The organism is Enterobacter cloacae complex sp., assembly GCF_900322725.1.
GTDB classification, from domain to species: domain Bacteria; phylum Pseudomonadota; class Gammaproteobacteria; order Enterobacterales; family Enterobacteriaceae; genus Enterobacter; species Enterobacter quasihormaechei.
Genome location: NZ_LT991957.1, coordinates 1,638,813 through 1,660,829 on the forward strand (window position 1 = coordinate 1,638,813; position 22,017 = coordinate 1,660,829).

40 protein-coding genes are annotated in these 22,017 nt (G+C 50.7%); 2 read left to right on the top strand and 38 right to left on the bottom strand.

Going from position 1 to position 22,017, the window contains the following annotated elements:
* Window positions 1-15: 15 nt before the first annotated feature.
* The 25 genes from rpsK to rpsJ all read right to left on the bottom strand — a co-directional run bounded on the left by rpsK (window position 16) and on the right by rpsJ (window position 11,576).
* Complete coding sequence (gene rpsK / locus DBR02_RS08270; RefSeq protein ID WP_003863312.1) at window positions 16-405, bottom strand: 30S ribosomal protein S11; 390 nt, start codon at window positions 403-405, stop codon at window positions 16-18.
* A gap of 16 nt (window positions 406-421) precedes the next feature.
* On the bottom strand, window positions 422-778 hold the full coding sequence (rpsM, locus tag DBR02_RS08275; protein WP_003863308.1) for a 30S ribosomal protein S13: 357 nt from the start codon (window positions 776-778) through the stop codon (window positions 422-424).
* Window positions 779-924: 146 nt separating this feature from the next.
* A complete protein-coding gene (rpmJ, locus tag DBR02_RS08280; protein ID WP_000868187.1) occupies window positions 925-1,041 on the bottom strand; it encodes a 50S ribosomal protein L36 in 117 nt (38 codons plus the stop codon).
* A gap of 31 nt (window positions 1,042-1,072) precedes the next feature.
* The gene (secY, locus tag DBR02_RS08285; RefSeq protein WP_003863305.1) at window positions 1,073-2,404 is read right to left on the bottom strand and encodes a preprotein translocase subunit SecY; all 1,332 of its coding nucleotides are present in this window, start codon (window positions 2,402-2,404) and stop codon (window positions 1,073-1,075) included.
* A gap of 7 nt (window positions 2,405-2,411) precedes the next feature.
* Window positions 2,412-2,846: a 50S ribosomal protein L15 gene (rplO, locus tag DBR02_RS08290; protein ID WP_003863304.1), complete on the bottom strand. Its 435-nt coding sequence runs from the start codon at window positions 2,844-2,846 to the stop codon at window positions 2,412-2,414.
* Between the two features lie 3 nt (window positions 2,847-2,849).
* Complete coding sequence (gene rpmD / locus DBR02_RS08295; RefSeq protein WP_003863301.1) at window positions 2,850-3,029, bottom strand: 50S ribosomal protein L30; 180 nt, start codon at window positions 3,027-3,029, stop codon at window positions 2,850-2,852.
* A gap of 6 nt (window positions 3,030-3,035) precedes the next feature.
* Window positions 3,036-3,536: a 30S ribosomal protein S5 gene (rpsE, locus tag DBR02_RS08300; protein ID WP_003863299.1), complete on the bottom strand. Its 501-nt coding sequence runs from the start codon at window positions 3,534-3,536 to the stop codon at window positions 3,036-3,038.
* Window positions 3,537-3,550: 14 nt separating this feature from the next.
* Window positions 3,551-3,904, bottom strand: a complete 354-nt coding sequence (rplR, locus tag DBR02_RS08305; RefSeq protein ID WP_003863297.1) for a 50S ribosomal protein L18 — start codon at window positions 3,902-3,904, stop codon at window positions 3,551-3,553.
* Between the two features lie 9 nt (window positions 3,905-3,913).
* On the bottom strand, window positions 3,914-4,447 hold the full coding sequence (rplF, locus tag DBR02_RS08310; protein WP_003863296.1) for a 50S ribosomal protein L6: 534 nt from the start codon (window positions 4,445-4,447) through the stop codon (window positions 3,914-3,916).
* Between the two features lie 12 nt (window positions 4,448-4,459).
* A complete protein-coding gene (rpsH, locus tag DBR02_RS08315) occupies window positions 4,460-4,852 on the bottom strand; it encodes a 30S ribosomal protein S8 (protein WP_006178918.1) in 393 nt (130 codons plus the stop codon).
* A 30-nt stretch (window positions 4,853-4,882) separates the two neighbouring features.
* Complete coding sequence (gene rpsN, locus DBR02_RS08320) at window positions 4,883-5,188, bottom strand: 30S ribosomal protein S14 (protein ID WP_003863291.1); 306 nt, start codon at window positions 5,186-5,188, stop codon at window positions 4,883-4,885.
* Between the two features lie 14 nt (window positions 5,189-5,202).
* A complete protein-coding gene (rplE, locus tag DBR02_RS08325; RefSeq protein WP_022649589.1) occupies window positions 5,203-5,742 on the bottom strand; it encodes a 50S ribosomal protein L5 in 540 nt (179 codons plus the stop codon).
* A gap of 14 nt (window positions 5,743-5,756) precedes the next feature.
* Window positions 5,757-6,071 (bottom strand): 50S ribosomal protein L24, encoded by a 315-nt coding sequence (gene rplX / locus DBR02_RS08330; RefSeq protein ID WP_003863287.1) that lies wholly within the window; start codon window positions 6,069-6,071, stop codon window positions 5,757-5,759.
* Between the two features lie 10 nt (window positions 6,072-6,081).
* Window positions 6,082-6,453 carry a 50S ribosomal protein L14 gene (rplN, locus tag DBR02_RS08335; RefSeq protein WP_002919748.1) on the bottom strand — a complete coding sequence of 124 codons (372 nt, stop codon included), beginning with the start codon at window positions 6,451-6,453 and terminating at the stop codon, window positions 6,082-6,084.
* A 166-nt stretch (window positions 6,454-6,619) separates the two neighbouring features.
* Window positions 6,620-6,874: a 30S ribosomal protein S17 gene (rpsQ, locus tag DBR02_RS08340; protein WP_002438707.1), complete on the bottom strand. Its 255-nt coding sequence runs from the start codon at window positions 6,872-6,874 to the stop codon at window positions 6,620-6,622.
* Window positions 6,874-7,065, bottom strand: coding sequence for a 50S ribosomal protein L29 (gene rpmC / locus DBR02_RS08345; protein ID WP_003863282.1), 192 nt, complete (start codon window positions 7,063-7,065; stop codon window positions 6,874-6,876). The genes rpsQ and rpmC overlap by 1 nt, the downstream gene beginning before the upstream one ends.
* Window positions 7,065-7,475 carry a 50S ribosomal protein L16 gene (gene rplP / locus DBR02_RS08350; protein ID WP_002919759.1) on the bottom strand — a complete coding sequence of 137 codons (411 nt, stop codon included), beginning with the start codon at window positions 7,473-7,475 and terminating at the stop codon, window positions 7,065-7,067. Before rplP ends, rpmC begins: the two co-directional genes overlap by 1 nt.
* 12 nt (window positions 7,476-7,487) lie before the next feature.
* Window positions 7,488-8,189, bottom strand: coding sequence for a 30S ribosomal protein S3 (gene rpsC, locus DBR02_RS08355; protein ID WP_000529945.1), 702 nt, complete (start codon window positions 8,187-8,189; stop codon window positions 7,488-7,490).
* Window positions 8,190-8,206: 17 nt separating this feature from the next.
* Window positions 8,207-8,539, bottom strand: coding sequence for a 50S ribosomal protein L22 (gene rplV / locus DBR02_RS08360; RefSeq protein ID WP_002919773.1), 333 nt, complete (start codon window positions 8,537-8,539; stop codon window positions 8,207-8,209).
* A gap of 14 nt (window positions 8,540-8,553) precedes the next feature.
* Window positions 8,554-8,832 (bottom strand): 30S ribosomal protein S19, encoded by a 279-nt coding sequence (gene rpsS, locus DBR02_RS08365; RefSeq protein ID WP_001138117.1) that lies wholly within the window; start codon window positions 8,830-8,832, stop codon window positions 8,554-8,556.
* A gap of 16 nt (window positions 8,833-8,848) precedes the next feature.
* Window positions 8,849-9,670: a 50S ribosomal protein L2 gene (rplB, locus tag DBR02_RS08370; RefSeq protein WP_000301859.1), complete on the bottom strand. Its 822-nt coding sequence runs from the start codon at window positions 9,668-9,670 to the stop codon at window positions 8,849-8,851.
* A gap of 17 nt (window positions 9,671-9,687) precedes the next feature.
* Window positions 9,688-9,990: a 50S ribosomal protein L23 gene (gene rplW, locus DBR02_RS08375; RefSeq protein ID WP_000617546.1), complete on the bottom strand. Its 303-nt coding sequence runs from the start codon at window positions 9,988-9,990 to the stop codon at window positions 9,688-9,690.
* On the bottom strand, window positions 9,987-10,592 hold the full coding sequence (gene rplD, locus DBR02_RS08380) for a 50S ribosomal protein L4 (protein WP_000424395.1): 606 nt from the start codon (window positions 10,590-10,592) through the stop codon (window positions 9,987-9,989). The genes rplW and rplD overlap by 4 nt, the downstream gene beginning before the upstream one ends.
* A 10-nt stretch (window positions 10,593-10,602) precedes the next feature.
* Window positions 10,603-11,232 (bottom strand): 50S ribosomal protein L3, encoded by a 630-nt coding sequence (gene rplC, locus DBR02_RS08385; RefSeq protein ID WP_003863274.1) that lies wholly within the window; start codon window positions 11,230-11,232, stop codon window positions 10,603-10,605.
* A gap of 32 nt (window positions 11,233-11,264) precedes the next feature.
* Complete coding sequence (rpsJ, locus tag DBR02_RS08390; protein WP_001181005.1) at window positions 11,265-11,576, bottom strand: 30S ribosomal protein S10; 312 nt, start codon at window positions 11,574-11,576, stop codon at window positions 11,265-11,267.
* Window positions 11,577-11,956: 380 nt separating this feature from the next.
* Here rpsJ and DBR02_RS08395 point away from each other — a divergent pair, with 380 nt between their 5' ends.
* The gene (locus DBR02_RS08395) at window positions 11,957-12,430 is read left to right on the top strand and encodes a prepilin peptidase (protein ID WP_107535631.1); all 474 of its coding nucleotides are present in this window, start codon (window positions 11,957-11,959) and stop codon (window positions 12,428-12,430) included.
* On the opposite strand, the gene bfr is transcribed toward DBR02_RS08395, so the two are convergent.
* The 11 genes from bfr to fkpA form a co-directional block, all read right to left on the bottom strand.
* Entirely contained in the window at window positions 12,414-12,890 is a 477-nt protein-coding gene (bfr, locus tag DBR02_RS08400; RefSeq protein WP_003863270.1) for a bacterioferritin, read from the bottom strand. The genes DBR02_RS08395 and bfr overlap by 17 nt on opposite strands.
* Window positions 12,891-12,962: 72 nt before the next feature.
* Window positions 12,963-13,157 carry a bacterioferritin-associated ferredoxin gene (gene bfd, locus DBR02_RS08405; RefSeq protein ID WP_003863268.1) on the bottom strand — a complete coding sequence of 65 codons (195 nt, stop codon included), beginning with the start codon at window positions 13,155-13,157 and terminating at the stop codon, window positions 12,963-12,965.
* A gap of 176 nt (window positions 13,158-13,333) precedes the next feature.
* Window positions 13,334-14,518: an elongation factor Tu gene (tuf, locus tag DBR02_RS08410; RefSeq protein WP_022651945.1), complete on the bottom strand. Its 1,185-nt coding sequence runs from the start codon at window positions 14,516-14,518 to the stop codon at window positions 13,334-13,336.
* A gap of 69 nt (window positions 14,519-14,587) precedes the next feature.
* Window positions 14,588-16,702 (bottom strand): elongation factor G, encoded by a 2,115-nt coding sequence (gene fusA / locus DBR02_RS08415; protein WP_063449470.1) that lies wholly within the window; start codon window positions 16,700-16,702, stop codon window positions 14,588-14,590.
* 96 nt (window positions 16,703-16,798) lie between these two features.
* Window positions 16,799-17,269: a 30S ribosomal protein S7 gene (gene rpsG / locus DBR02_RS08420; protein WP_003861706.1), complete on the bottom strand. Its 471-nt coding sequence runs from the start codon at window positions 17,267-17,269 to the stop codon at window positions 16,799-16,801.
* Between the two features lie 96 nt (window positions 17,270-17,365).
* Window positions 17,366-17,740, bottom strand: a complete 375-nt coding sequence (rpsL, locus tag DBR02_RS08425; protein ID WP_000246815.1) for a 30S ribosomal protein S12 — start codon at window positions 17,738-17,740, stop codon at window positions 17,366-17,368.
* Between the two features lie 124 nt (window positions 17,741-17,864).
* Window positions 17,865-18,152, bottom strand: a complete 288-nt coding sequence (gene tusB / locus DBR02_RS08430; RefSeq protein WP_063449471.1) for a sulfurtransferase complex subunit TusB — start codon at window positions 18,150-18,152, stop codon at window positions 17,865-17,867.
* A 7-nt stretch (window positions 18,153-18,159) separates the two neighbouring features.
* Complete coding sequence (tusC, locus tag DBR02_RS08435; protein WP_107534028.1) at window positions 18,160-18,519, bottom strand: sulfurtransferase complex subunit TusC; 360 nt, start codon at window positions 18,517-18,519, stop codon at window positions 18,160-18,162.
* Window positions 18,519-18,905, bottom strand: a complete 387-nt coding sequence (gene tusD, locus DBR02_RS08440; protein ID WP_107534030.1) for a sulfurtransferase complex subunit TusD — start codon at window positions 18,903-18,905, stop codon at window positions 18,519-18,521. The genes tusC and tusD overlap by 1 nt, the downstream gene beginning before the upstream one ends.
* Window positions 18,905-19,627: a helix-turn-helix transcriptional regulator gene (locus DBR02_RS08445; protein ID WP_023333674.1), complete on the bottom strand. Its 723-nt coding sequence runs from the start codon at window positions 19,625-19,627 to the stop codon at window positions 18,905-18,907. The genes tusD and DBR02_RS08445 overlap by 1 nt, the downstream gene beginning before the upstream one ends.
* 166 nt (window positions 19,628-19,793) lie before the next feature.
* The gene (fkpA, locus tag DBR02_RS08450; RefSeq protein WP_107534032.1) at window positions 19,794-20,612 is read right to left on the bottom strand and encodes an FKBP-type peptidyl-prolyl cis-trans isomerase; all 819 of its coding nucleotides are present in this window, start codon (window positions 20,610-20,612) and stop codon (window positions 19,794-19,796) included.
* Between the two features lie 238 nt (window positions 20,613-20,850).
* On the opposite strand from fkpA, the gene DBR02_RS08455 reads away from it, so the two are divergent.
* Window positions 20,851-21,069 (top strand): protein SlyX, encoded by a 219-nt coding sequence (locus DBR02_RS08455; protein ID WP_063449475.1) that lies wholly within the window; start codon window positions 20,851-20,853, stop codon window positions 21,067-21,069.
* A gap of 51 nt (window positions 21,070-21,120) precedes the next feature.
* On the opposite strand, the gene slyD is transcribed toward DBR02_RS08455, so the two are convergent.
* Window positions 21,121-21,711, bottom strand: coding sequence for a peptidylprolyl isomerase (slyD, locus tag DBR02_RS08460; protein WP_014885491.1), 591 nt, complete (start codon window positions 21,709-21,711; stop codon window positions 21,121-21,123).
* Between the two features lie 94 nt (window positions 21,712-21,805).
* On the bottom strand, window positions 21,806-22,006 hold the full coding sequence (locus DBR02_RS08465; protein WP_003861689.1) for a YheV family putative zinc ribbon protein: 201 nt from the start codon (window positions 22,004-22,006) through the stop codon (window positions 21,806-21,808).
* Window positions 22,007-22,017 lie beyond the last annotated feature (11 nt).

The following is a 22,017-nucleotide window of genomic DNA, read 5'->3' on the forward strand; positions in this document are numbered from 1 at the left end:
CCTAAAAAACGAGCGTTATACGCGACGTTTTTTCGGCGGACGACAACCGTTATGAGGGATCGGAGTCACATCAGTAATATTCGTGATGCGGAAACCAGCGGCGTTCAGAGCGCGAACAGTAGATTCACGACCCGGACCCGGACCTTTAACCATAACTTCCAGATTCTTGATGCCGTATTCTTTTACGGCTTCAGCGCAACGCTCTGCTGCAACCTGAGCTGCGAACGGAGTGGATTTGCGAGAACCACGGAAACCGGAACCACCGGCTGTTGCCCAACCCAATGCGTTACCCTGACGATCAGTAATAGTAACGATGGTGTTGTTGAAAGAAGCATGGATATGAGCCACGCCGTCAGAGACTTGTTTTCTTACACGTTTACGTGCACGAACTGGTGCCTTTGCCATTATTCAATCACCCCGATTATTTCTTGATCGGTTTGCGCGGACCCTTACGGGTACGTGCGTTGGTCTTAGTACGCTGACCGCGTACTGGCAGACCACGACGATGACGCAAACCGCGATAGCAACCAAGATCCATCAGGCGCTTGATGCTCATGCTGATTTCACGGCGCAGATCACCTTCAACGACAAATTTGGCAACTTCGTCACGCAGCGTGTCGATTTGTTCTTCAGACAGCTCACTGATCTTAACATCTTCAGCGATACCCGCTGCAGCCAGAATGGCTTTAGAACGGGTCTTGCCGACGCCGTAGATCGAAGTTAATGCGATCACAGCATGTTTCTGATCAGGAATGTTAATGCCTGCTATACGGGCCACTATGCACTCCTACTATTTAATATGTACGCACCATGCTGAAAAGCCCGTTTTCAGGATACTCAAATGGAAACGTACAGACATACAAAAGATTGGCTGGCTAATCTAGCCAGCTCAACCCAACTTTGCAAGAAAAATATGCGAAATAATCAGCCTTGGCGCTGTTTATGCTTCGGCTCGGCACTGCAAATCACACGGATGACACCATCACGCTTAACGATTTTGCAGTTACGGCATAATTTCTTGACGGAAGCACGAACTTTCATTTTTACTCTCCGTAACTTCTCAGGCGACCAGTTAGCGGCCGTAGCCTTTCAGGTTCGCCTTCTTCAATGCAGACTCATACTGACTGGACATCATCAGAGTTTGCACTTGAGCCATAAAGTCCATAATCACGACAACAACGATAAGCAGTGAGGTCCCACCGAAGTAGAACGGTACTTTCATTGCATCACGCATGAACTCCGGGATCAGGCAGATAAAAGTAATATAAAGCGCACCAACCAAAGTCAGGCGAGTCATTACTTTATCGATATACTTCGCCGTTTGCTCTCCCGGACGAATTCCTGGTACAAATGCACCGGACTTCTTCAGGTTATCTGCTGTTTCACGCGGGTTGAAGACCAACGCCGTGTAGAAGAAACAGAAGAAGATGATCGCAGACGCATAGAGTAACACATAAAGTGGTTGCCCAGGCTGCAAATACAGCGAAATTGTTGTCAGCCAGTTCCAACCAGTACCGCCCCCGAACCATGACGCGATGGTTGCCGGGAACAGAATAATACTGGAAGCGAAGATAGCCGGGATAACCCCCGCCATATTCACTTTCAGCGGTAAATGTGTGCTCTGTGCAGCATAGACACGACGACCCTGTTGACGCTTAGCGTAGTTCACCACAATGCGGCGTTGACCACGTTCAACGAAGACAACAAAGAACGTCACTGCAAATACTAATACTGCAACCAACAGCAACAGGAGGAAGTGCAGGTCGCCTTGACGCGCTTGCTCGATAGTATGGGCGATGGCCGGCGGGAGACCCGCAACGATACCGGCGAAGATAATGATTGAGATACCGTTACCGATACCTCGTTCAGTAATCTGTTCGCCGAGCCACATCAGGAACATGGTCCCTGTGACCAGACTAACAACAGCGGTGAAATAGAATGCAAAGCCTGGGTTTAATACCAGGCCCTGCATACCAGGCATATTCGGAAGACCGGTAGCAATACCGATCGACTGGAATATTGCCAGCACCAGAGTGCCGTAACGGGTGTACTGGCTAATCTTACGACGTCCAGACTCCCCTTCTTTCTTCAGCTCTGCCAGGGCCGGATGAACGACCGTCAGCAGCTGGATAATAATCGATGCCGAAATGTACGGCATAATACCCAGCGCGAAAATAGAAGCACGGCTGAGAGCACCACCAGAGAACATGTTGAACATTTCAATGATGGTGCCTCGCTGTTGCTCAAGCAGTTTGGCAAGTACAGCGGCATCAATACCAGGGATCGGAATAAAAGAGCCAATACGGAACACAATCAGCGCGCCGATTACAAACAGCAGTCTGCGTTTCAGCTCGCCAAATCCACCTTTGGCACTTTGAAAATCTAATCCCGGTTGCTTAGCCATCTGCTACTTATTCCTCAATTTTACCGCCAGCAGCTTCGATAGCAGCACGAGCACCTTTAGTAACACGCAGGCCACGAACAGTTACCGGAGTAGAAACTTCACCAGCCAGGATCACTTTCGCGAACTCGATCTGGATACCGATAATGTTAGCCGCTTTCAGCGTGTTCAGGTCTACAACGCCGCCTTCAACTTTCGCCAGGTCAGACAGACGGATTTCCGCTGTGATCGCTGCTTTGCGAGAGGTGAAGCCGAACTTCGGCAGACGACGGTACAGTGGCATCTGGCCACCCTCGAAACCGCGACGTACGCCACCGCCAGAACGAGAGTTCTGACCTTTGTGACCACGACCACCGGTTTTGCCGAGGCCAGAACCGATACCACGACCCAGGCGTTTACCCGCCTTTTTAGAGCCTTCGGCCGGAGACAGAGTATTTAAACGCATCTCTTACTCCTCAACTTTAACCATGAAGTAAACCGCGTTGACCATACCACGAACAGCAGGAGTATCCTCGCGCTCAACGGTATGACCAATACGACGCAGACCCAGGCCAAGCAGCGTTGCCTTGTGTTTCGGCAGACGACCGATTGCACTGCGGGTTTGAGTGATTTTAATAGTCTTTGCCATGGTCAATTACCCCAGAATTTCTTCAACGGATTTACCACGCTTGGCAGCGACCATTTCTGGAGAATTCATATTTTCCAGGCCATCAATAGTTGCACGAACCACGTTGATCGGGTTGGTGGAACCATATGCTTTAGCCAGAACGTTATGAACTCCAGCAACTTCCAGAACGGCGCGCATTGCACCACCGGCAATGATACCGGTACCTTCGGAAGCTGGCTGCATGAATACACGAGAACCCGTGTGAACACCTTTAACTGGGTGTTGCAGGGTACCGTTGTTCAGCGCGACGTTAATCATATTGCGACGGGCTTTTTCCATCGCTTTCTGGATCGCTGCTGGAACTTCACGCGCTTTACCGTAACCAAAACCAACGCGACCGTTACCATCACCAACTACAGTCAGAGCTGTGAAGGAGAAAATACGACCACCTTTAACGGTTTTAGATACGCGGTTTACCGCGATCAGCTTTTCCTGCAGTTCGCCAGCCTGTTTTTCGATGTGAGCCATCTTACACCTCTACCTTAGAACTGAAGGCCAGCTTCACGGGCAGCATCTGCCAGTGCCTGGACACGACCATGATATTGGAACCCGGAACGGTCAAAGGAAACATTGCTGATGCCTTTTTCCAGAGCGCGTTCTGCAACAGCTTTACCTACAGCTGCAGCGGCGTCTTTGTTACCGGTATACTTCAATTGTTCTGAGATAGCTTTTTCTACAGTAGAAGCAGCTACCAGAACTTCAGAACCGTTCGGTGCAATTACCTGTGCGTAAATATGACGCGGGGTACGATGTACCACCAGGCGAGTTGCACCCAGCTCTTTGAGCTTGCGGCGTGCGCGGGTCGCACGACGGATACGAGCAGATTTCTTATCCATAGTGTTACCTTACTTCTTCTTAGCCTCTTTGGTACGCACGACTTCGTCGGCGTAACGAACACCCTTGCCTTTATAAGGCTCAGGACGACGGTAGGCGCGCAGATCTGCTGCAACCTGACCGATCAGCTGTTTATCAGCGCCTTTCAGCACGATTTCAGTCTGAGTCGGACATTCTGCAGTGATACCGGCCGGCAGCGGATGCTCAACAGGGTGTGAGAAGCCCAGAGACAGGCCTACTGCATTCCCTTTGATAGCTGCACGATAACCTACACCAACCAGCTGAAGCTTTTTAGTGAAGCCTTCGGTAACACCAACAACCATTGAGTTCAGCAGGGCACGCGCGGTACCAGCCTGAGCCCATCCATCCACGAAACCATCACGTGGACCGAAGGTCAGAGCGTTATCTGCATGTTTAACTTCAACAGCTTTGTTGAGGGTACGAGTCAGCTCGCCGTTTTTACCTTTGATCGTAATAACCTGACCGTCGATTTTTACATCAACGCCGGCAGGAATAACGACCGGTGCTTTAGCAACACGAGACATTCTTTCCTCCGATTAGGCTACGTAGCAGATAATTTCGCCACCAAGACCAGCCTGGCGCGCTGCACGATCAGTCATAACACCTTTAGAGGTAGAAACAACTGCGATACCAAGACCAGCCATTACTTTTGGCAGCTCATCTTTTTTCTTATAGATGCGCAGGCCTGGGCGGCTGACACGCTGAATGCTTTCTACAACAGCTTTACCCTGGAAATACTTGAGAGTAAGTTCCAGTTCCGGCTTGGTGTCGCCTTCAACTTTAAAATCTTCGATAAAACCTTCTTCCTTCAGCACGTTGGCAATTGCCACTTTCAGCTTGGCGGAAGGCATGGTGACCGCAACTTTGTTCGCGGCCTGACCGTTACGGATACGGGTCAGCATATCCGCGATCGGATCTTGCATGCTCATCTGTCTTTACTCCCGTGATTCAATTGGTAATTACCAGCTAGCCTTTTTCAAGCCTGGTACTTCACCGCGCATGGCGGCTTCACGCAGTTTGATACGGCTCAACCCAAACTTGCCCACATAACCATGTGGACGACCTGTTTGACGACAGCGGTTACGCTGACGAGACGGGCTGGAATCACGCGGCAGAGACTGCAGCTTGAGAACCGCATTCCAACGATCTTCGTCGGAAGCGTTCACATCAGAAATGATCGCTTTCAGTTCAGCGCGTTTAGCGAAGAATTTATCAGCTAAAGCTACGCGCTTTACTTCGCGTGCTTTCATTGATTGCTTAGCCATTCAGTAACCCTACCTTACTTGCGGAACGGGAAGTCAAAGGCAGCCAGCAGAGCACGGCCTTCTTCGTCAGATTTCGCAGTAGTGGTAATGGTAATATCCAAACCACGCACGCGGTCGACTTTATCGTAGTCGATTTCTGGGAAGATGATCTGCTCACGGACACCCATGCTGTAGTTACCACGACCGTCGAAAGACTTAGCGGACAAGCCACGGAAGTCACGGATACGTGGAACAGCAATAGTGATCAGGCGCTCAAGGAACTCCCACATGCGTTCGCCACGCAGAGTTACTTTACAGCCGATCGGATAGCCCTGACGGATTTTGAAGCCTGCAACAGATTTGCGTGCTTTGGTGATCAGCGGTTTTTGACCGGAGATTGCTGTCAGGTCAGCTGCTGCGTTATCCAGCAGTTTCTTGTCAGCGATCGCTTCACCAACACCCATGTTCAGGGTGATCTTCTCGACCCGAGGGACTTGCATGACAGAATTGTAGCTAAACTCAGTCATGAGTTTGTTAACTACTTCGTCTTTGTAGTAATCATGCAGTTTCGCCATCGTACTACTCCAAATTACTTGATAGTTTCGCTGTTAGACTTGAAGAAACGGACTTTTTTGCCGTCTTCGAATCTAAAGCCTACACGGTCAGCCTTACCGGTAGCCGCATTGAAGATTGCAACGTTAGAAACCTGAATAGCAGCTTCTTTTTCAACGATGCCGCCTGGTTGGTTCAGGGCCGGAACCGGCTTCTGATGTTTCTTAACCAGGTTGATACCTTCAACGACAAGTTTGCCGGAAGACAGAACATTTTTTACTTTACCGCGTTTACCTTTATCTTTACCGGTTAACACGATAACTTCGTCATCACGACGGATTTTCGCTGCCATGATTCGCTCCTTAGAGTACTTCTGGTGCCAGAGAGATAATTTTCATGAACTTCTCAGTACGAAGTTCACGAGTTACCGGCCCAAAGATACGCGTGCCGATAGGCTGCTCGCTGTTATTGTTTAAAATAACGCATGCATTACCATCGAAGCGAATGACAGAACCGTCAGGGCGACGAACACCCTTCTTGGTGCGCACCACTACCGCCTTCAGCACATCACCTTTTTTGACCTTACCACGTGGAATTGCTTCCTTGATGGTGATCTTGATGATGTCGCCTACGCCTGCGTAGCGACGGTGCGAGCCACCCAGAACCTTGATACACATTACGCGACGTGCACCGGAGTTGTCGGCGACGTTCAGCATAGTCTGTTCTTGGATCATTTTAGTGCTCCGCTAATGTCAACTACTACCTGAGACTCTAAAATCAGAGCCGTTAAAAAGCCCCATATCGAGGGCGCGGCATTATAACACCGCTTCTGCAATATGGGTAGAAAAAATAAACGGCTCATCGCTGAGCCGTTTATTCGTATTGAGAATGCGTACTCTATTACAGAACCGCTTTCTCTACAACGCGAACCAGCGTCCAGGACTTAGTCTTGGACAGTGGACGGCATTCACGGATTTCAACCTTGTCGCCGATACCACATTCGTTGTTCTCGTCATGTACGTGCAGTTTGGTCGTACGCTTGATGAATTTACCGTAGATCGGGTGTTTCACAAAACGTTCGATAGCTACAACAATGGATTTCTCCATTTTATCGCTAACAACACGACCTTGCAGAGTACGGATTTTATCGGTCATTACGCACCCGCCTTCTGAGTCAGTAAAGTCTTAACGCGCGCAACATTGCGACGCACTTGCTTCAGCAGGTGAGTCTGTTGCAGCTGGCCACTTGCAGCCTGCATACGCAGGTTGAACTGCTCACGCAGCAGGTTCAGCAGCTCAGCGTTCAGCTCTTCAACGCTTTTTTCACGCAGCTCTTTTGCTTTCATTACATCACCGTCTTAGTTACAAAGGTGGTTTTGATAGGCAGTTTCGCTGCTGCCAGGCCGAAGGCTTCACGGGCCAGCTCTTCCGGAACACCGTCCATTTCATAAAGGACTTTGCCCGGTTGGATCAAGGCAACCCAGTACTCCACGTTACCTTTACCTTTACCCATACGAACTTCCAGTGGCTTCTCGGTGATCGGTTTGTCCGGGAAAACACGGATCCAGATCTTACCTTGACGCTTAACTGCACGGGTCATTGCACGACGTGCTGCTTCGATCTGACGTGCAGTCAGACGACCACGGCCAACAGCTTTCAGACCGAAAGTGCCGAAGCTAACATCCGTACCCTGCGCCAGACCACGGTTGCGGCCTTTGTGCACTTTACGGAATTTTGTACGCTTTGGTTGTAACATCAGCGACGCTCCTTATTTACGGCCTTTACGCTGCTGCTTTTTAGGTTGAGCAGCCGGTTTTTCCGGTTGTTCAACAGCAGCCATACCACCCAGGATCTCACCTTTGAAGATCCATACCTTAACGCCGATTACACCGTAAGTGGTGTGCGCTTCAGAGGTGTTGTAGTCGATGTCAGCACGCAGAGTGTGCAGCGGTACGCGACCTTCGCGGTACCATTCGGTACGTGCGATTTCCGCGCCGCCCAGACGGCCGCTAACTTCAACTTTGATACCTTTAGCGCCCAGACGCATTGCGTTCTGTACAGCACGCTTCATAGCACGACGGAACATAACGCGACGTTCCAGCTGAGAAGTGATGCTGTCAGCAACCAATTTAGCGTCCAGTTCAGGCTTACGAACTTCAGCGATATTGATCTGTGCAGGAACGCCAGCGATATCCGCTACGACCTTGCGCAGTTTTTCTACGTCTTCGCCTTTCTTACCGATAACGATGCCAGGGCGAGCAGTGTGAATAGTCACACGGATGCTCTTAGCTGGACGCTCGATAACGATACGAGATACAGACGCTTTAGCCAGTTCCTTAGTCAGGTACTGACGTACTTTAAAATCGCTGTCCAGGTTGTCAGCGAATTCTTTGGTGTTCGCAAACCAGGTAGAGTTCCATGGTTTTACAATACCCAGGCGAATACCATTAGGATGTACTTTCTGACCCATTGCTAGTCTCCAGAGTCTCAGCGATCGGACACAACCACAGTAATGTGGCTGGTGCGCTTCAGGATGCGATCTGCACGACCTTTCGCACGCGGCATAATGCGCTTCATGCTTGGGCCTTCATCTACGAAAATTTTCGCGACTTTCAGATCGTCGATGTCAGCGCCATCGTTGTGTTCAGCGTTAGCAATGGCAGATTCCAGTACTTTCTTGACCAATACCGCAGCTTTCTTGTTGGTATAGGTCAGGATGTCCAGGGCCTGCGACACTTTCTTACCGCGAATCAGGTCAGCAACAAGGCGAACCTTCTGTGCAGAAGAACGAGCATGGCGATGTTGAGCTAAAGTTTCCATCTCTTCCTCCTACCTTATTTCTTCTTCGCTTTTTTATCAGCAGCGTGGCCGCGATAAGTACGAGTCGGTGCGAATTCACCCAGTTTGTGACCAACCATTTCGTCGGTAACAAAGACTGGAACGTGCTGACGACCATTATGGACAGCGATGGTCAAACCGATCATGTTAGGAAAGATCGTTGAACGACGGGACCAAGTGCGCAGGGGCTTCTTGTCTCCGCTTTCCACCGCTTTCTCTACCTTCTTCAGCAAGTGCAGGTCAATAAAAGGACCTTTCTTGAGAGAACGTGGCATGGCTTATCCTCTAAAATTATTTGCTACGGCGACGTACGATAAATTTATCAGTACGCTTGTTGCTGCGGGTCTTCTTACCTTTGGTCTGAACGCCCCACGGAGTTACCGGGTGCTTACCAAAGTTACGACCTTCACCACCACCATGTGGGTGATCGACTGGGTTCATCGCAGTACCGCGAACGGTAGGACGAACACCACGCCAGCGTGCAGCACCAGCTTTACCCAGAACGCGCAGCATATGCTCAGCATTGCCAACTTCGCCCAGAGTAGCGCGGCAGTCTGCTTCGACTTTACGCATTTCACCAGAACGCAGACGCAGGGTGACATAAGCACCGTCACGCGCAACGATCTGAACGTAAGTACCCGCGGAACGCGCCAGCTGACCGCCTTTACCTGGTTTCATTTCTACGTTATGAACGGTAGAACCAACCGGGATATTGCGCATCGGCAGGGTGTTGCCTGCTTTGATTGCAGCATCAACGCCAGACTGAATCTGGTCGCCAGCTTTCAGGCCTTTAGGGGCCAGGATGTAACGGCGTTCGCCATCTTTGTACAGAACCAGCGCGATGTTCGCGGAACGGTTCGGATCGTACTCAAGACGCTCAACAACTGCTGGGATACCGTCTTTGTTGCGTTTGAAGTCAACAATACGATAAGCCTGCTTGTGGCCACCACCGATGTGACGAGTGGTGATACGGCCATTGTTGTTACGACCACCGGATTTGCTGTTTTTTTCCAGCAACGGAGCAAAAGGTTTGCCCTTGTGCAGCTCAGGGTTAACCACTTTAACTACGTGGCGACGACCCGGAGATGTCGGTTTACATTTAACAACTGCCATTGTATTACTCCTCCGACTTACTCAGCGCCGCCAACGAAGTCCAGGTTCTGGCCTTCTTTCAGGGTGACGTAAGCTTTTTTCCAGTCGCTACGACGACCGATACGCTGTCCGTGACGTTTAACTTTCCCTTTAACTACCAGGGTGTTAACGACTTCGACTTCGACTTCAAACAGTTTCTGCACAGCAGCTTTGATTTCTGCTTTGGTCGCGTCTTTAGCAACTTTGAGAACGATGGTGTTTGTTTTTTCCATCGCAGTAGACGCTTTTTCAGAAACGTGCGGTGCGCGCAGCACCTTCAGCAGACGTTCTTCACGAATCATGCCAGCATCTCCTCAACTTGCTTAACAGCATCAGCAGTCATTACGACTTTGTCGAAGGCGATCAGGCTAACCGGGTCGATACCAGTCGCGTCGCGTACGTCAACCTTGTGCAGGTTACGCGCGGCCAGGAACAGGTTCTCGTCCAGCTCACCGGTGATGATCAGCACATCTTCCAGAGCCATGTCTTTCAGTTTCTGTGCCAGCAGCTTAGTTTTAGGCGCTTCAACAGAGAACTTCTCGACAACGATCAGACGATCCTGACGTACCAGTTCGGACAGAATGCTTTTCAGCGCGCCGCGGTACATCTTTTTGTTAACTTTTTGACTGTGGTCCTGTGGACGCGCAGCGAAGGTCACGCCACCTGAACGCCAGATCGGGCTCTTGATAGAACCTGAACGCGCACGGCCGGTACCTTTCTGGCGCCATGGCTTTTTGCCAGAACCAGTTACTTCAGCACGAGTCTTCTGAGCACGAGTACCCTGACGAGCACCAGCTGCATAAGCAACAACAACCTGGTGAACCAGCGCTTCGTTGAAATCACGACCGAAGGTAGTTTCGGAAACAGTCAGCGCGCTCTGCGCGTCTTTCAATACTAATTCCATTGCTATCCCCTTACGCCTTCACAGCTGGTTTAACGATCAGGTCGCTACCGGTTGCACCCGGGACCGCACCTTTAACCAGCAGCAGGTTGCGCTCAGCGTCAACACGTACTACGTCCAGGCTCTGAACGGTTACACGTTCGTTACCCAGCTGACCTGCCATTTTCTTGCCTTTGAACACTTTGCCCGGAGTCTGGTTCTGACCGATAGAACCCGGAACGCGGTGAGACAAGGAGTTACCGTGGGTAGCGTCCTGGGTACGGAAGTTCCAGCGCTTAACGGTACCAGCAAAACCTTTACCTTTAGAGGTACCGGTTACGTCAACTTTTTTAACGTCAGCAAACAGCTCAACGCTAATGTCCTGACCTACGGTGAACTCTTCGCCTTCAGCAAGACGGAATTCCCACAGACCACGGCCAGCTTCAACGCCAGCTTTAGCGAAGTGACCCGCTTCTGGTTTGGTTACACGGTTAGCTTTTTTAGCACCAGTGGTAACCTGAATAGCGCGGTAGCCATCGTTAGCCAGATCTTTAACCTGAGTAACGCGGTTTGCTTCAACTTCGATTACGGTTACTGGGATAGAAACGCCATCTTCAGTGAAGATGCGGGTCATACCCACTTTTTTACCGACTAAACCAATCATTGTTTCAACCTCTCAATCGCTCGATGACCTGATTAACCCAGGCTGATCTGCACGTCTACACCGGCAGCCAGATCCAGACGCATCAGAGCATCAACGGTTTTCTCAGTTGGCTCAACGATGTCAACCAGACGCTTGTGAGTGCGGATTTCGTACTGATCACGCGCATCTTTGTTAACGTGCGGAGAGATCAGAACGGTAAAGCGCTCTTTGCGGGTCGGCAGCGGGATCGGACCACGGACTTGCGCACCAGTGCGCTTAGCAGTCTCGACGATTTCCGCGGTTGATTGATCGATCAGACGATGATCAAACGCTTTAAGGCGGATACGGATTCTTTGGTTCTGCATGAGACCAGAGCTCCAATTATTTTATAAACGAAAATGATTACTCCTCAAACCCATTACGATTGATGGGAGAGTGTAACCGTTCTTACGTAGCTCCCCAATTGGGAGCATTGTTGAGTAACAAAGTGAGCTACTCTGGTTCAGATTGAACCCGCCGTCAATTACGACAAGCCCGCGCATTATACGTAAATCTGGGCAAGACGCAAGTGCCGTTTAGAAATTAAGCGCTAAAGGCATAGTGTGCGTGTGGCCACGCAACTTTTTCTGCAATAGCTCTTGTCTCATCGCTTTTCCTGAAGCGGCTACGCAACTGCGGATTTTGCACATTGCCGGGCACAGGGATTAGAAAGAATATGCGCTCAAATCCTTTTGAGGCCTGTGCCATGTTAATGACCCTCCCCTTTCTCCTAATCTATTTTTCGCTGTCGGCCTTGCTGGTACGCGCAGATATTCGCGATGGGCTCCTTCCCGACCGCTTGCTCTGCCCGCTGCTCTGGACGGGCCTGCTTTACCAGCTTTGTCTCCATCCTGATTTTTTACCGAGCGCGGTGGTGGGTGCGATGACAGGCTATGTTGGATTCGCCGCCATCTATTGGGGCTATCGGCTTGTCTGCCAACGTGAAGGGATGGGGTATGGCGATGTAAAATATCTGGCGGCGCTGGGGGCATGGCACGGCTGGTGTGCGCTCCCAATACTGGCGTTAGTGGCCGCATTGATGGCGCTGCTATACCTGACGGGTTTCTCGTTAATCAACCCAGATAAAGGGGCATTAAAAAACCCACTGCCTTTTGGGCCATTTCTGGCAGCAGCGGGTTTATGCGTTGGCTGGGAAAGCCTGATTAACTTTCCACTTTAATCTGAGACTGGAGATAGTTCTGTAGGCCAATTTTGCTGATGAGATCCAGTTCGGTTTCCAGCCAGTCGATATGCCCTTCTTCATCGGCCAGGATCTGGATCATCATATCGCGGCTGACGTAGTCATGTACGCTATCTGCATAGGCAATGGCTTCACGCAGGTCTTTTGCGCCCTCCAGCTCCAGCCGGAGATCGGAACGCAGCATCTCTTCGACATCCTCACCGATGCCCAGTTTTCCCAGATCCTGTAGGTTAGGGATGCCTTCAAGGAATAAAATACGCTCAATGTATTTATCGGCGTGTTTCATTTCATCAATGGACTCATGGTATTCCACATCGTTGAGGCGAGTCAGTCCCCAGTTCTTGAACATTCTTGCATGGAGAAAATACTGATTGATTGCGACCAGCTCATTTCCCAATAATTTATTGAGATAACTTATGATTTTAACATCACCTTTCATTATATAGTCCCTCCGCTTCCACTCATTGAAGCGTAGAACGGGCTACGGGGATGTCAAAAAAAAGATAGAGGCTTACGCGATCTCTTTGAATTCCGGGATCTGCATCAGTTCGTCCTGCATGATCTCACGCGCTGCGCGAACGCATTTACCGCATTGATTTCCCACCGGAACAAACTTGCGAAGCTGCTGGAATGATTGTGGCTGAAACTGGCGAACGGCCTGACGAATTTTTTTGTCGCTTACACCATTACATAAACAAACGTACATAAAGACTCCCGTTCAAAATATGCGCAAAGTGTAAGTGAGAATGGTTATGATTACAATAGCACATACGCCAGGATACGGGCCGGGAGCGGTTAAAAAATGCGAAAGTTTGTGACAGGGAAAGGGTCAGAAAATAAAAAAGGACGCCGAAGCGTCCTTTTTATTTCAGGGATAATTAATTAGCCCAGAACTTTAGCAACAACGCCCGCGCCAACGGTACGGCCGCCTTCACGGATTGCGAAACGCAGACCGTCGTCCATCGCGATTGGGTGGATCAGAGTCACAACCATCTTGATGTTGTCGCCTGGCATTACCATCTCTACGCCTTCTGGCAGTTCGATGGTACCGGTCACGTCAGTTGTACGGAAGTAGAACTGTGGACGGTAGCCTTTGAAGAACGGAGTATGACGGCCGCCTTCGTCTTTGGACAGAATGTACACTTCAGATTCGAACTTGGTGTGTGGCTTGATTGAGCCTGGCTTCGCCAGAACCTGACCACGTTCGATTTCTTCACGTTTGATACCACGCAGCAGAACACCAACGTTCTCACCAGCACGGCCTTCGTCCAGCAGTTTGCGGAACATTTCAACGCCAGTACAGGTAGACTTCGCAGTCTCTTTGATACCAACGATTTCAACTTCTTCACCCACTTTGATGATACCGCGCTCTACACGACCGGTAACAACGGTACCACGACCGGAGATGGAGAATACGTCTTCGATTGGCAGCAGGAATGGCTTGTCAATCGCACGCTCTGGTTCTGGGATGTAAGAATCCAGGTAGCCAGCCAGTTCGATGATTTTCTCTTCCCACTCTGCTTCGCCTTCCAGCGCTTTCAGCGCGGAACCACGAACGATTGGAGTGTCGTCGCCTGGGAAATCGTACTGAGACAGCAGTTCACGAACTTCCATCTCTACCAGTTCCAGCAGCTCTTCGTCATCAACCATGTCGCACTTGTTCAGGAACACGATGATGTAAGGAACGCCTACCTGACGACCCAGCAGGATGTGCTCGCGAGTCTGAGGCATAGGGCCGTCAGTTGCAGCAACAACCAGGATCGCGCCGTCCATCTGCGCAGCACCGGTGATCATGTTTTTAACATAGTCGGCGTGGCCTGGGCAGTCTACGTGTGCGTAGTGGCGAGTCGGGGTGTCATACTCAACGTGAGAGGTGTTGATGGTGATACCACGAGCTTTTTCTTCTGGTGCGTTATCGATCTGGTCGAAAGCACGAGCAGCACCGCCGTAGGTTTTAGCCAGTACGGTAGTGATTGCAGCAGTCAGGGTAGTTTTACCATGGTCAACGTGGCCGATAGTACCAACGTTGACGTGCGGTTTTGTACGTTCAAATTTTTCTTTAGACACGGCTATATTCCTTACTATAGTGCTCTCCCCTTCGGAGAGAGCACGGGACTTAGGTTTTAATCCTGTGGATTACTTACCACGGGCTTCGATAACGGCCTGAGCAACGTTGTTCGGCGCATCATCATACTTCAGGAATTCCATAGTATATGATGCACGACCTTTGGTCAGAGAACGCAGCTGAGTTGCATATCCGAACATTTCAGACAGCGGAACTTCAGCGTGGATCTTAACGCCAGTTACTTCGGATTCCTGACCACGCAGCATACCGCGACGACGGCTCAAGTCACCGATAACGTCACCGGTGTTCTCTTCCGGAGTTTCTACTTCAACCTTCATGATTGGCTCAAGCAGAACTGGTTTTGCTTTCTTAAAGCCTTCTTTAAAGGCAATAGACGCAGCCAGTTTAAACGCCAGTTCAGAGGAGTCAACGTCGTGGTAAGAACCGAAGTGCAGACGAACACCCATGTCTACAACCGGGTAACCAGCCAGAGGACCAGCTTTCAGCTGCTCCTGGATGCCTTTATCAACGGCAGGGATGTATTCGCCAGGAATTACACCACCTTTGATGTCGTTGATGAACTCGTAACCTTTAGGGTTAGAGCCCGGCTCCAGTGGGTACATGTCGATCACAACGTGACCGTACTGACCGCGACCACCAGACTGCTTAGCGTGTTTACCTTCAACATCGGTAACTTTCGCGCGAATCGCTTCGCGGTAAGCAACCTGAGGTTTACCCACGTTCGCTTCAACGTTGAATTCACGTTTCATACGGTCAACGATGATGTCCAGGTGCAGTTCACCCATACCAGCGATGATGGTCTGGTTAGATTCTTCATCAGTCCATACGCGGAATGATGGGTCTTCTTTCGCCAGACGGCCCAGAGCCAGACCCATTTTTTCCTGGTCAGCTTTGGTTTTTGGTTCAACCGCGATGGAGATTACCGGCTCTGGGAATTCCATACGCTCCAGAATGATCGGGTGATCCGGGTCACACAGGGTGTCACCAGTAGTCACGTCTTTCAGACCGATAGCAGCAGCGATGTCGCCCGCACGAACTTCTTTGATCTCTTCACGTTTGTTAGCGTGCATCTGTACGATACGGCCAAAACGTTCACGCGCCGCTTTCACGGAGTTCAGGATGGTGTCACCGGAGTTAACCACACCAGAGTAAACGCGGAAGAAGGTCAGGTTACCCACGAATGGGTCGGTAGCAATTTTGAACGCCAGTGCAGAGAACGGCTCGTCATCACTTGCGTGACGCTCAGCCGGAGTATCTTTACCGTCGTCCAGGATGCCGTTGATCGCAGGAACGTCAACCGGGGATGGCAGGTAGTCAACTACCGCATCCAGCATTGCCTGAACACCTTTGTTCTTGAATGCAGAACCACAGGTTACCAGGATGATTTCGTTGTTCAGAACGCGCTGACGCAGAGCAGATTTGATTTCTTGCTCAGTCAGTTCTTCACCACCCAGGTATTTCTCCATCAGCTCTTCAGAAGCTTCTGCTGCGGATTCGATCAGGTTCTGGTGCCATTCGTCAGCCAGGTCCTGCATCTCTGCCGGGATATCTTCGTATTCGAAGGTAACGCCCGCATCTGCTTCGTTCCAGTTGATCGCTTTCATTTTCACCAGGTCGATAACGCCGGTGAAACCTTCTTCAGCACCAATTGCCAGCTGAAGCGGAACAGGGTTCGCGCCCAGACGGGTTTTGATCTGGCCAACAACTTTCAGGAAGTTAGCACCCATACGGTCCATTTTGTTAACGAACGCGATGCGTGGAACTTTATATTTGTTCGCCTGACGCCATACGGTTTCAGACTGTGGCTGAACACCACCAACTGCGCAATAAACCATTACCGCGCCGTCAAGAACACGCATGGAACGTTCTACTTCGATGGTGAAGTCAACGTGCCCTGGGGTGTCGATGATGTTTACGCGATGCGGTTCGTACTGCTTAGCCATACCTGACCAGAAAGCAGTAGTCGCTGCGGAGGTGATAGTAATACCACGCTCCTGCTCCTGTTCCATCCAGTCCATGGTGGCAGCGCCGTCATGAACTTCACCGATTTTATGGTTTACACCGGTGTAGAACAGAATACGTTCGGTAGTAGTGGTTTTACCGGCGTCGATGTGCGCACTGATACCGATGTTACGGTAGCGTGCGATGGGTGTTGTACGAGCCATTTGATTCCTCGTTTATATCTTTAGGCGTTCAGTTAAGTTACCCAGAGCGGGCGGCTTCTCTGAAGCGCCCGCCTGGTGACTACGACTCCGAAGGGATTACCAACGGTAGTGTGCGAACGCCTTGTTGGCTTCTGCCATACGGTGAACGTCTTCACGTTTCTTAACTGCGGTACCTTTGTTTTCCGCAGCATCAGAAAGTTCGTTCGCCAGACGCAGAGCCATGGATTTATCACCGCGTTTACGAGCAGCTTCAACGATCCAACGCATTGCCAGAGCATTACGACGAACCGGACGAACTTCAACTGGAACCTGATAAGTAGAACCACCAACGCGGCGAGACTTAACTTCTACAGTCGGGCGCACGTTGTCGAGAGCGACTTCGAAAGCTTCCAGTTCATTTTTACCAGAACGCTGAGCCAGGGTCTCCAGCGCGCTGTATACGATTGCTTCTGCGGTAGATTTCTTACCATCTACCATCAGGATATTTACAAATTTTGCCAGCAGTTCTGATCCGAATTTCGGATCTGGAAGAATTTTACGCTGACCAATGACGCGACGACGTGGCATGGGATTACTCCGTTGTTAATTCAGGATTGTCCAAAACTCTACGAGTTTAGTTTGACATTAAGATAAATCAGTTTGGCCTTACTTAACGGAGAACCATTAAGCCTTAGGACGCTTCACGCCGTACTTGGAGCGAGCCTGCTTACGGTCTTTAACACCTGAGCAGTCCAGCGCACCACGAACGGTGTGGTAACGAACACCCGGAAGGTCTTTAACACGACCGCCACGGATCAGGATCACGGAGTGCTCCTGAAGGTTGTGACCTTCACCACCGATGTAGGAAGTCACTTCGAAACCGTTAGTCAAACGCACACGGCATACTTTACGCAGTGCGGAGTTTGGTTTTTTAGGAGTGGTGGTATATACACGAGTACATACACCACGTTTCTGCGGGCAGGCTTCCAGCGCAGGCACGTTGCTTTTTGCAACTTTGCGTGCACGTGGTTTGCGTACCAGCTGGTTAACTGTTGCCATTAAATAGCTCCTGGTTTTAGCTTTTGCTTCGTAAACACGTAATAAAACGACCTCATACAATATGAGGACGCGAAATTTTAGGGCTACGTCGAAAAGGTGTCAAGAAATATACAGCGATCTCAAATCACCAGTTCATTTGACTGGCGTGCGTCACAGTAAGATTGACGAAATCAGTATAGCCAACCACGTCAATTTTGGCTGAAATTTGACCAGAAAGACCCCGCGCATCCAGATCGTCCTTCAGCGCAGAGACAGTTATGGGGGCATTACTGAGGATTTCAACAAAACGGCTGCCTTCAAGCGCCGCCAGCACGCCATCCTGAATCAGCAGCAGATCGTCGCCTTCGCGCAGCATGCTCAGTAACGTGTCGATATCGCATTGCCACGGTGAACGGCTCAGGGTATGGAGCATGACGGCCTCAGAAAGTCAGAACGGTATCGTAGTGAGAGAGATGTTCGCGCAGCGCCGCAGAGGCGAGGATCGTCACATCCAGCACGAACGATGTATTCTCGTTTAACCCACGAGCGGCCAGCGAGTCGGCACATACATAGAAGGTTTCAATGTCATAGAGCGGCAGGACCTTAAAGGTCGCAATGTAATCGCGCGCAAGAATAGCCTGCGGCTGTTGGCCGGCCAGAAGCTGGAATACGCCATCGCCTATAAAGAACACGCCGATATCTTCGGTTAATGCCGATGTCGCGAGCAATGCATCCAGCCCTTCGCGACCTGAAGCGCTGCCGTGCGGCGCAGAAGTAAAAACAAACGCTACGCGCTTCATCAAAATTGCACCACTCTGTCGCAGGTCAATGCAGCCTGTGCCAATGCACCTAATCCGTTGAGCGAAAAGCCCGGTTGCAGGTTGGCCCCCGCCAGACCGAGGCGTTCGGCTTCGGTCGCATCCGCCACACCGCGACGCAGTGCCGCGGCGACGCAGATATGCAGCTCAACGCCCTGCGTTTCGTTTAATTTTTGCCAGGCGCGCACAAGGTCAAACTCATCGCTTGCCGGAGAGGTAAACTGGTTCGCGTTATACACCCCTTCACGGTAGAAGAAGACGCTTGCCAGTTCATGTCCGGCATCAAGCAGCGCATGAGCAAATTGTAGCGCGCTGCTGGCCTGCTGGGTTCCGTACGCCGGGCCCGTCACCATTAACGCAAAGCGCATTACTTGTCTTGCCCCAGGAAATCGCCGCTTTTGAACTGGCGAATATAAAGGTAAACCGTGTGCTTAGAGATATTCAGGCGATCGGCTACCTGGTTGATTGCATCTTTGATATCAAAAATCCCTTTCTCATAGAGGTTCAGGACGATCTGACGATTCTTGGCGTTGTTGGATACGTTGCGATCGGCATTCACCTCTTCAATGGTGAACTCCAGCGTCTGGGTCACGAGATCCTCAACGGAGGAAGCAAAGTTCACGGACGAGCCCACGTCCGGCGTTTCTGGCGGAATGAAGGTGCTCATGATTTGAGAGAAGGGCACATCAAGGTTCATGTTGATGCACAGCAACCCGATAACCCGGTGGTCGCGGTTTCGAATCGCGATAGTTTCTGATTTCATCAGCACGCCGCTTTTGGCGCGGGTGAAATAGCATTTTGAGACGCTGCTGTCCGCGCCGGTCATGTCATGCAACATACGCAATGCAAGGTCGGTGATTGGCGAACCAATTTTACGGCCAGTGTGCTCACCGTTCGCAATGCGGATAGCGGAACACTTAAGATCTTGCAGGGAATGCAATACGATTTCGCAGTGGGAACCAATGAGCATCGCTAACCCGTCCACTACCGCTTCGTAGGATTTCAGAATATCGAAGTCGGTCTGGTCAAATGGACGTTGATCCAGCAAATCAAGTTCACTGGTTTCGTTGGTTAAAAGCGACCTGGACATGAAAAAAACACTCCTTTTCAGGAGCCTGTCGTTAGGTTTTCAGGGCAGGCTCATTATCTACACGGACAACTAAATTAATACAGCGTGTATAACGCTTTCCAGTGTTAATTATATCTGCCCCACATAAAAAAAACCGCCGCCTGGCAGGCGGCGGTTTTTCTCAGCATTACTTCTTGGCTGCTGCGGCTTTATCGTCAGCCGGTGCGTCTGCTTTCGCATCCGCTTTCGGAGCCGGTTTGATGTCCAGCAGTTCTACGTCAAATACCAGCGTAGAGTTAGCCGGGATGCCCGGAACGCCAGTTTTGCCGTAAGCCAGGTCTGGTGGAATGACCAGCTTGATCTTACCGCCTTTCTTGATGTTCTTCAGGCCTTCGGTCCAGCCCGGGATCACACCGTCCAGACGGAAGGAGAGAGGCTCACCGCGGGTGTAAGAGTTATCGAACTCTTTACCGTCGATCAGCGTACCTTTGTAGTTCACCACAACGGTGTCGCTGTCTTTAGGCGCGTCGCCGGTCCCTTCTTTCTCAACTTTATAGATCAGGCCGGTAGAAGACGTTTTAACGCCTTTCTCTTTAGCAAACTTGTCGCGGTAGGCTTTGCCTTTCGCTTCGTTATCTTTAGCGTCTGCTTCCATCTTGGTTTGAGCGGCGCCTTTCACACGCGCTTCAAACGCTTGCAGAGTCTGCTCGATTTCCTGATCAGAGAGCTTGCTCTTGTCGGCGAACGCATCCTGAACACCGGCGATCAGCTGGTTTTTGTCCAGTTTGATGCCCAGCTTCTCTTGTTCTTTCAGAGAGTTTTCCATGTAACGACCCAGAGACGCGCCAAGTGCGTAGGCAGATTTCTGGTCGTCATTTTTGAATGCCGCTTTGCTGTCTGTAGTCGCAGCAGGCTTCGCAGCAGTATCAGCAGCGAAAGACAGCGGCGCGTTGAGCGCAACGGCCATCGTGGTCGCCAGCAGCGTAACTTTAAACAGTGATTTCATCCATATCTCCAGGACCTGAGGTCTCTCACCCCAGTGTTAAACGTAAATGAGTGACGTACTATAAAACGTTGTGGAAGAAATCTACAGACAGACTCCCCCTATTGTCGCCTCTTTTCAGACTATTTTTGTTTAAATAAGTTTCTTGTCAGGGAGATGGATACTGTACTTAAGGTAAAAGTCAGCTAAACTTCGCCGCCGCTGGCCCATTATGGCGTATGAGATATAAACGAGGTGAATGATGAAGGATACAATGATCGAAGCGAGACTGGCTGAGCTGGAAAGCCGCCTGGCTTTTCAGGACATCACCATCGAAGAACTGAACCAGACCGTAACGGCCCATGAGCTTGAAATGGCAAAACTGCGCGATCATATGCGCCTGCTGACGGAAAAACTGAAGGCCACGCAGCCGTCGAATATTGCCTCTCAGTCGGAAGAGACGCCACCACCTCATTATTGAGGCGTAAAAAAAGCGGGATTATCCCGCTTTTTTATTTTCCGCAGTACGGAATCAGTGGCAACCGCAGCCGCCGTTACCGCAACCACCTTTACCGTGGTCGTGACCATGGTCGTGGTCGTGGCCGTGACCACCGCAGCAGCCGTCATGGCCGTGATCGTGGTCATGGTCGTGACCGTGCGCACCGTGAACGTGACCATGAGCCAGCTCTTCTTCGGTTGCTTCACGGATAGCAACAACTTCTACGTTGAACTTCAGGTTCTGGCCAGCCAGCATGTGGTTGCCGTCAACCACAACGTGGTCGTCTTCAACTTCAGTGATTTCAACAGGAACCGGACCCTGGTCAGTTTCAGCCAGGAAGCGCATGCCAACCTGCAACTCGTCAACGCCCATGAACACGTCTTTAGGAACGCGCTGAACCAGGTTGTCGTCATACTGACCGTAAGCGTCGTTTGCGCCTACAGCAACGTCGAATTTGTCGCCAACTTCATGGCCTTCCAGCGCAGTTTCCAGGCCGGAAATCAGGGAACCGTGACCATGCAGGTAGTCCAGCGGCGCACTCACCGGAGACTCATCAACCAACACACCGTCTTCTGTACGTACCTGATAGGCCAGGCTGACCACCAGGTCTTTTGCTACTTTCATGATATCTCCTGAGCGTGGGAAAATTACTGGCGCAGATTGTAGCGGAAATCTGCACCCGTGTACCCTTAAGCTTAAAAAAACTCAGAGCATATCGCTAGTCTGGATGAAAAATGCCGATCACTTGCTCTTCTTTGCGAACGTGATCGCGGGCTTCTTTGTCGGCCTCACGCATCTGGTGGCCGCACTTAACACATTCAACGATATCGATATTATTTTCGCGCCACATGGCCAGCGTATCTTGCGCCTGGCAGGACGGGCACTTTGCGCCCGCGATAAAGCGTTTACGTACAGCCATCTTTCGTTACC

Bases quoted from the DNA above. Each gene is read 5' to 3' on its own strand.
- rpsJ (WP_001181005.1), bottom strand. From the start codon at position 11,576: ATGCAGAACCAAAGAATCCGTATCCGCCTTAAAGCGTTTGATCATCGT.
- rplP (WP_002919759.1), bottom strand. From the start codon at position 7,475: ATGTTACAACCAAAGCGTACAAAATTCCGTAAAGTGCACAAAGGCCGC.
- rpsK (WP_003863312.1), bottom strand. From the start codon at position 405: ATGGCAAAGGCACCAGTTCGTGCACGTAAACGTGTAAGAAAACAAGTC.
- rpsS (WP_001138117.1), bottom strand. From the start codon at position 8,832: ATGCCACGTTCTCTCAAGAAAGGTCCTTTTATTGACCTGCACTTGCTG.
- rplW (WP_000617546.1), bottom strand. From the start codon at position 9,990: ATGATTCGTGAAGAACGTCTGCTGAAGGTGCTGCGCGCACCGCACGTT.
- secY (WP_003863305.1), bottom strand. From the start codon at position 2,404: ATGGCTAAGCAACCGGGATTAGATTTTCAAAGTGCCAAAGGTGGATTT.
- DBR02_RS08455 (WP_063449475.1), top strand. From the start codon at position 20,851: ATGAAGGATACAATGATCGAAGCGAGACTGGCTGAGCTGGAAAGCCGC.
- rpsL (WP_000246815.1), bottom strand. From the start codon at position 17,740: ATGGCAACAGTTAACCAGCTGGTACGCAAACCACGTGCACGCAAAGTT.
- rplB (WP_000301859.1), bottom strand. From the start codon at position 9,670: ATGGCAGTTGTTAAATGTAAACCGACATCTCCGGGTCGTCGCCACGTA.
- rpsQ (WP_002438707.1), bottom strand. From the start codon at position 6,874: ATGACCGATAAAATCCGTACTCTGCAAGGTCGTGTTGTTAGCGATAAA.
- rplC (WP_003863274.1), bottom strand. From the start codon at position 11,232: ATGATTGGTTTAGTCGGTAAAAAAGTGGGTATGACCCGCATCTTCACT.
- rplE (WP_022649589.1), bottom strand. From the start codon at position 5,742: ATGGCGAAACTGCATGATTACTACAAAGACGAAGTAGTTAACAAACTC.
- rpsE (WP_003863299.1), bottom strand. From the start codon at position 3,536: ATGGCTCACATCGAAAAACAGGCTGGCGAACTGCAGGAAAAGCTGATC.
- DBR02_RS08395 (WP_107535631.1), top strand. From the start codon at position 11,957: ATGTTAATGACCCTCCCCTTTCTCCTAATCTATTTTTCGCTGTCGGCC.
- rpmJ (WP_000868187.1), bottom strand. From the start codon at position 1,041: ATGAAAGTTCGTGCTTCCGTCAAGAAATTATGCCGTAACTGCAAAATC.
- bfr (WP_003863270.1), bottom strand. From the start codon at position 12,890: ATGAAAGGTGATGTTAAAATCATAAGTTATCTCAATAAATTATTGGGA.
- fusA (WP_063449470.1), bottom strand. From the start codon at position 16,702: ATGGCTCGTACAACACCCATCGCACGCTACCGTAACATCGGTATCAGT.
- slyD (WP_014885491.1), bottom strand. From the start codon at position 21,711: ATGAAAGTAGCAAAAGACCTGGTGGTCAGCCTGGCCTATCAGGTACGT.
- DBR02_RS08445 (WP_023333674.1), bottom strand. From the start codon at position 19,627: ATGTCCAGGTCGCTTTTAACCAACGAAACCAGTGAACTTGATTTGCTG.
- rplV (WP_002919773.1), bottom strand. From the start codon at position 8,539: ATGGAAACTTTAGCTCAACATCGCCATGCTCGTTCTTCTGCACAGAAG.
- rplX (WP_003863287.1), bottom strand. From the start codon at position 6,071: ATGGCAGCGAAAATCCGTCGTGATGACGAAGTTATCGTGTTAACCGGT.
- DBR02_RS08465 (WP_003861689.1), bottom strand. From the start codon at position 22,006: ATGGCTGTACGTAAACGCTTTATCGCGGGCGCAAAGTGCCCGTCCTGC.
- rplR (WP_003863297.1), bottom strand. From the start codon at position 3,904: ATGGATAAGAAATCTGCTCGTATCCGTCGTGCGACCCGCGCACGCCGC.
- tusB (WP_063449471.1), bottom strand. From the start codon at position 18,152: ATGCTCCATACCCTGAGCCGTTCACCGTGGCAATGCGATATCGACACG.
- rplN (WP_002919748.1), bottom strand. From the start codon at position 6,453: ATGATCCAAGAACAGACTATGCTGAACGTCGCCGACAACTCCGGTGCA.
- rpsC (WP_000529945.1), bottom strand. From the start codon at position 8,189: ATGGGTCAGAAAGTACATCCTAATGGTATTCGCCTGGGTATTGTAAAA.
- rplD (WP_000424395.1), bottom strand. From the start codon at position 10,592: ATGGAATTAGTATTGAAAGACGCGCAGAGCGCGCTGACTGTTTCCGAA.
- rpmC (WP_003863282.1), bottom strand. From the start codon at position 7,065: ATGAAAGCAAAAGAGCTGCGTGAAAAAAGCGTTGAAGAGCTGAACGCT.
- bfd (WP_003863268.1), bottom strand. From the start codon at position 13,157: ATGTACGTTTGTTTATGTAATGGTGTAAGCGACAAAAAAATTCGTCAG.
- rplF (WP_003863296.1), bottom strand. From the start codon at position 4,447: ATGTCTCGTGTTGCTAAAGCACCGGTCGTTATTCCTGCCGGCGTTGAT.
- tusD (WP_107534030.1), bottom strand. From the start codon at position 18,905: ATGCGCTTTGCGTTAATGGTGACGGGCCCGGCGTACGGAACCCAGCAG.
- tusC (WP_107534028.1), bottom strand. From the start codon at position 18,519: ATGAAGCGCGTAGCGTTTGTTTTTACTTCTGCGCCGCACGGCAGCGCT.
- rplO (WP_003863304.1), bottom strand. From the start codon at position 2,846: ATGCGTTTAAATACTCTGTCTCCGGCCGAAGGCTCTAAAAAGGCGGGT.
- rpmD (WP_003863301.1), bottom strand. From the start codon at position 3,029: ATGGCAAAGACTATTAAAATCACTCAAACCCGCAGTGCAATCGGTCGT.
- rpsG (WP_003861706.1), bottom strand. From the start codon at position 17,269: ATGCCACGTCGTCGCGTCATTGGTCAGCGTAAAATTCTTCCAGATCCG.
- fkpA (WP_107534032.1), bottom strand. From the start codon at position 20,612: ATGAAATCACTGTTTAAAGTTACGCTGCTGGCGACCACGATGGCCGTT.
- rpsN (WP_003863291.1), bottom strand. From the start codon at position 5,188: ATGGCTAAGCAATCAATGAAAGCACGCGAAGTAAAGCGCGTAGCTTTA.
- rpsH (WP_006178918.1), bottom strand. From the start codon at position 4,852: ATGAGCATGCAAGATCCGATCGCGGATATGCTGACCCGTATCCGTAAC.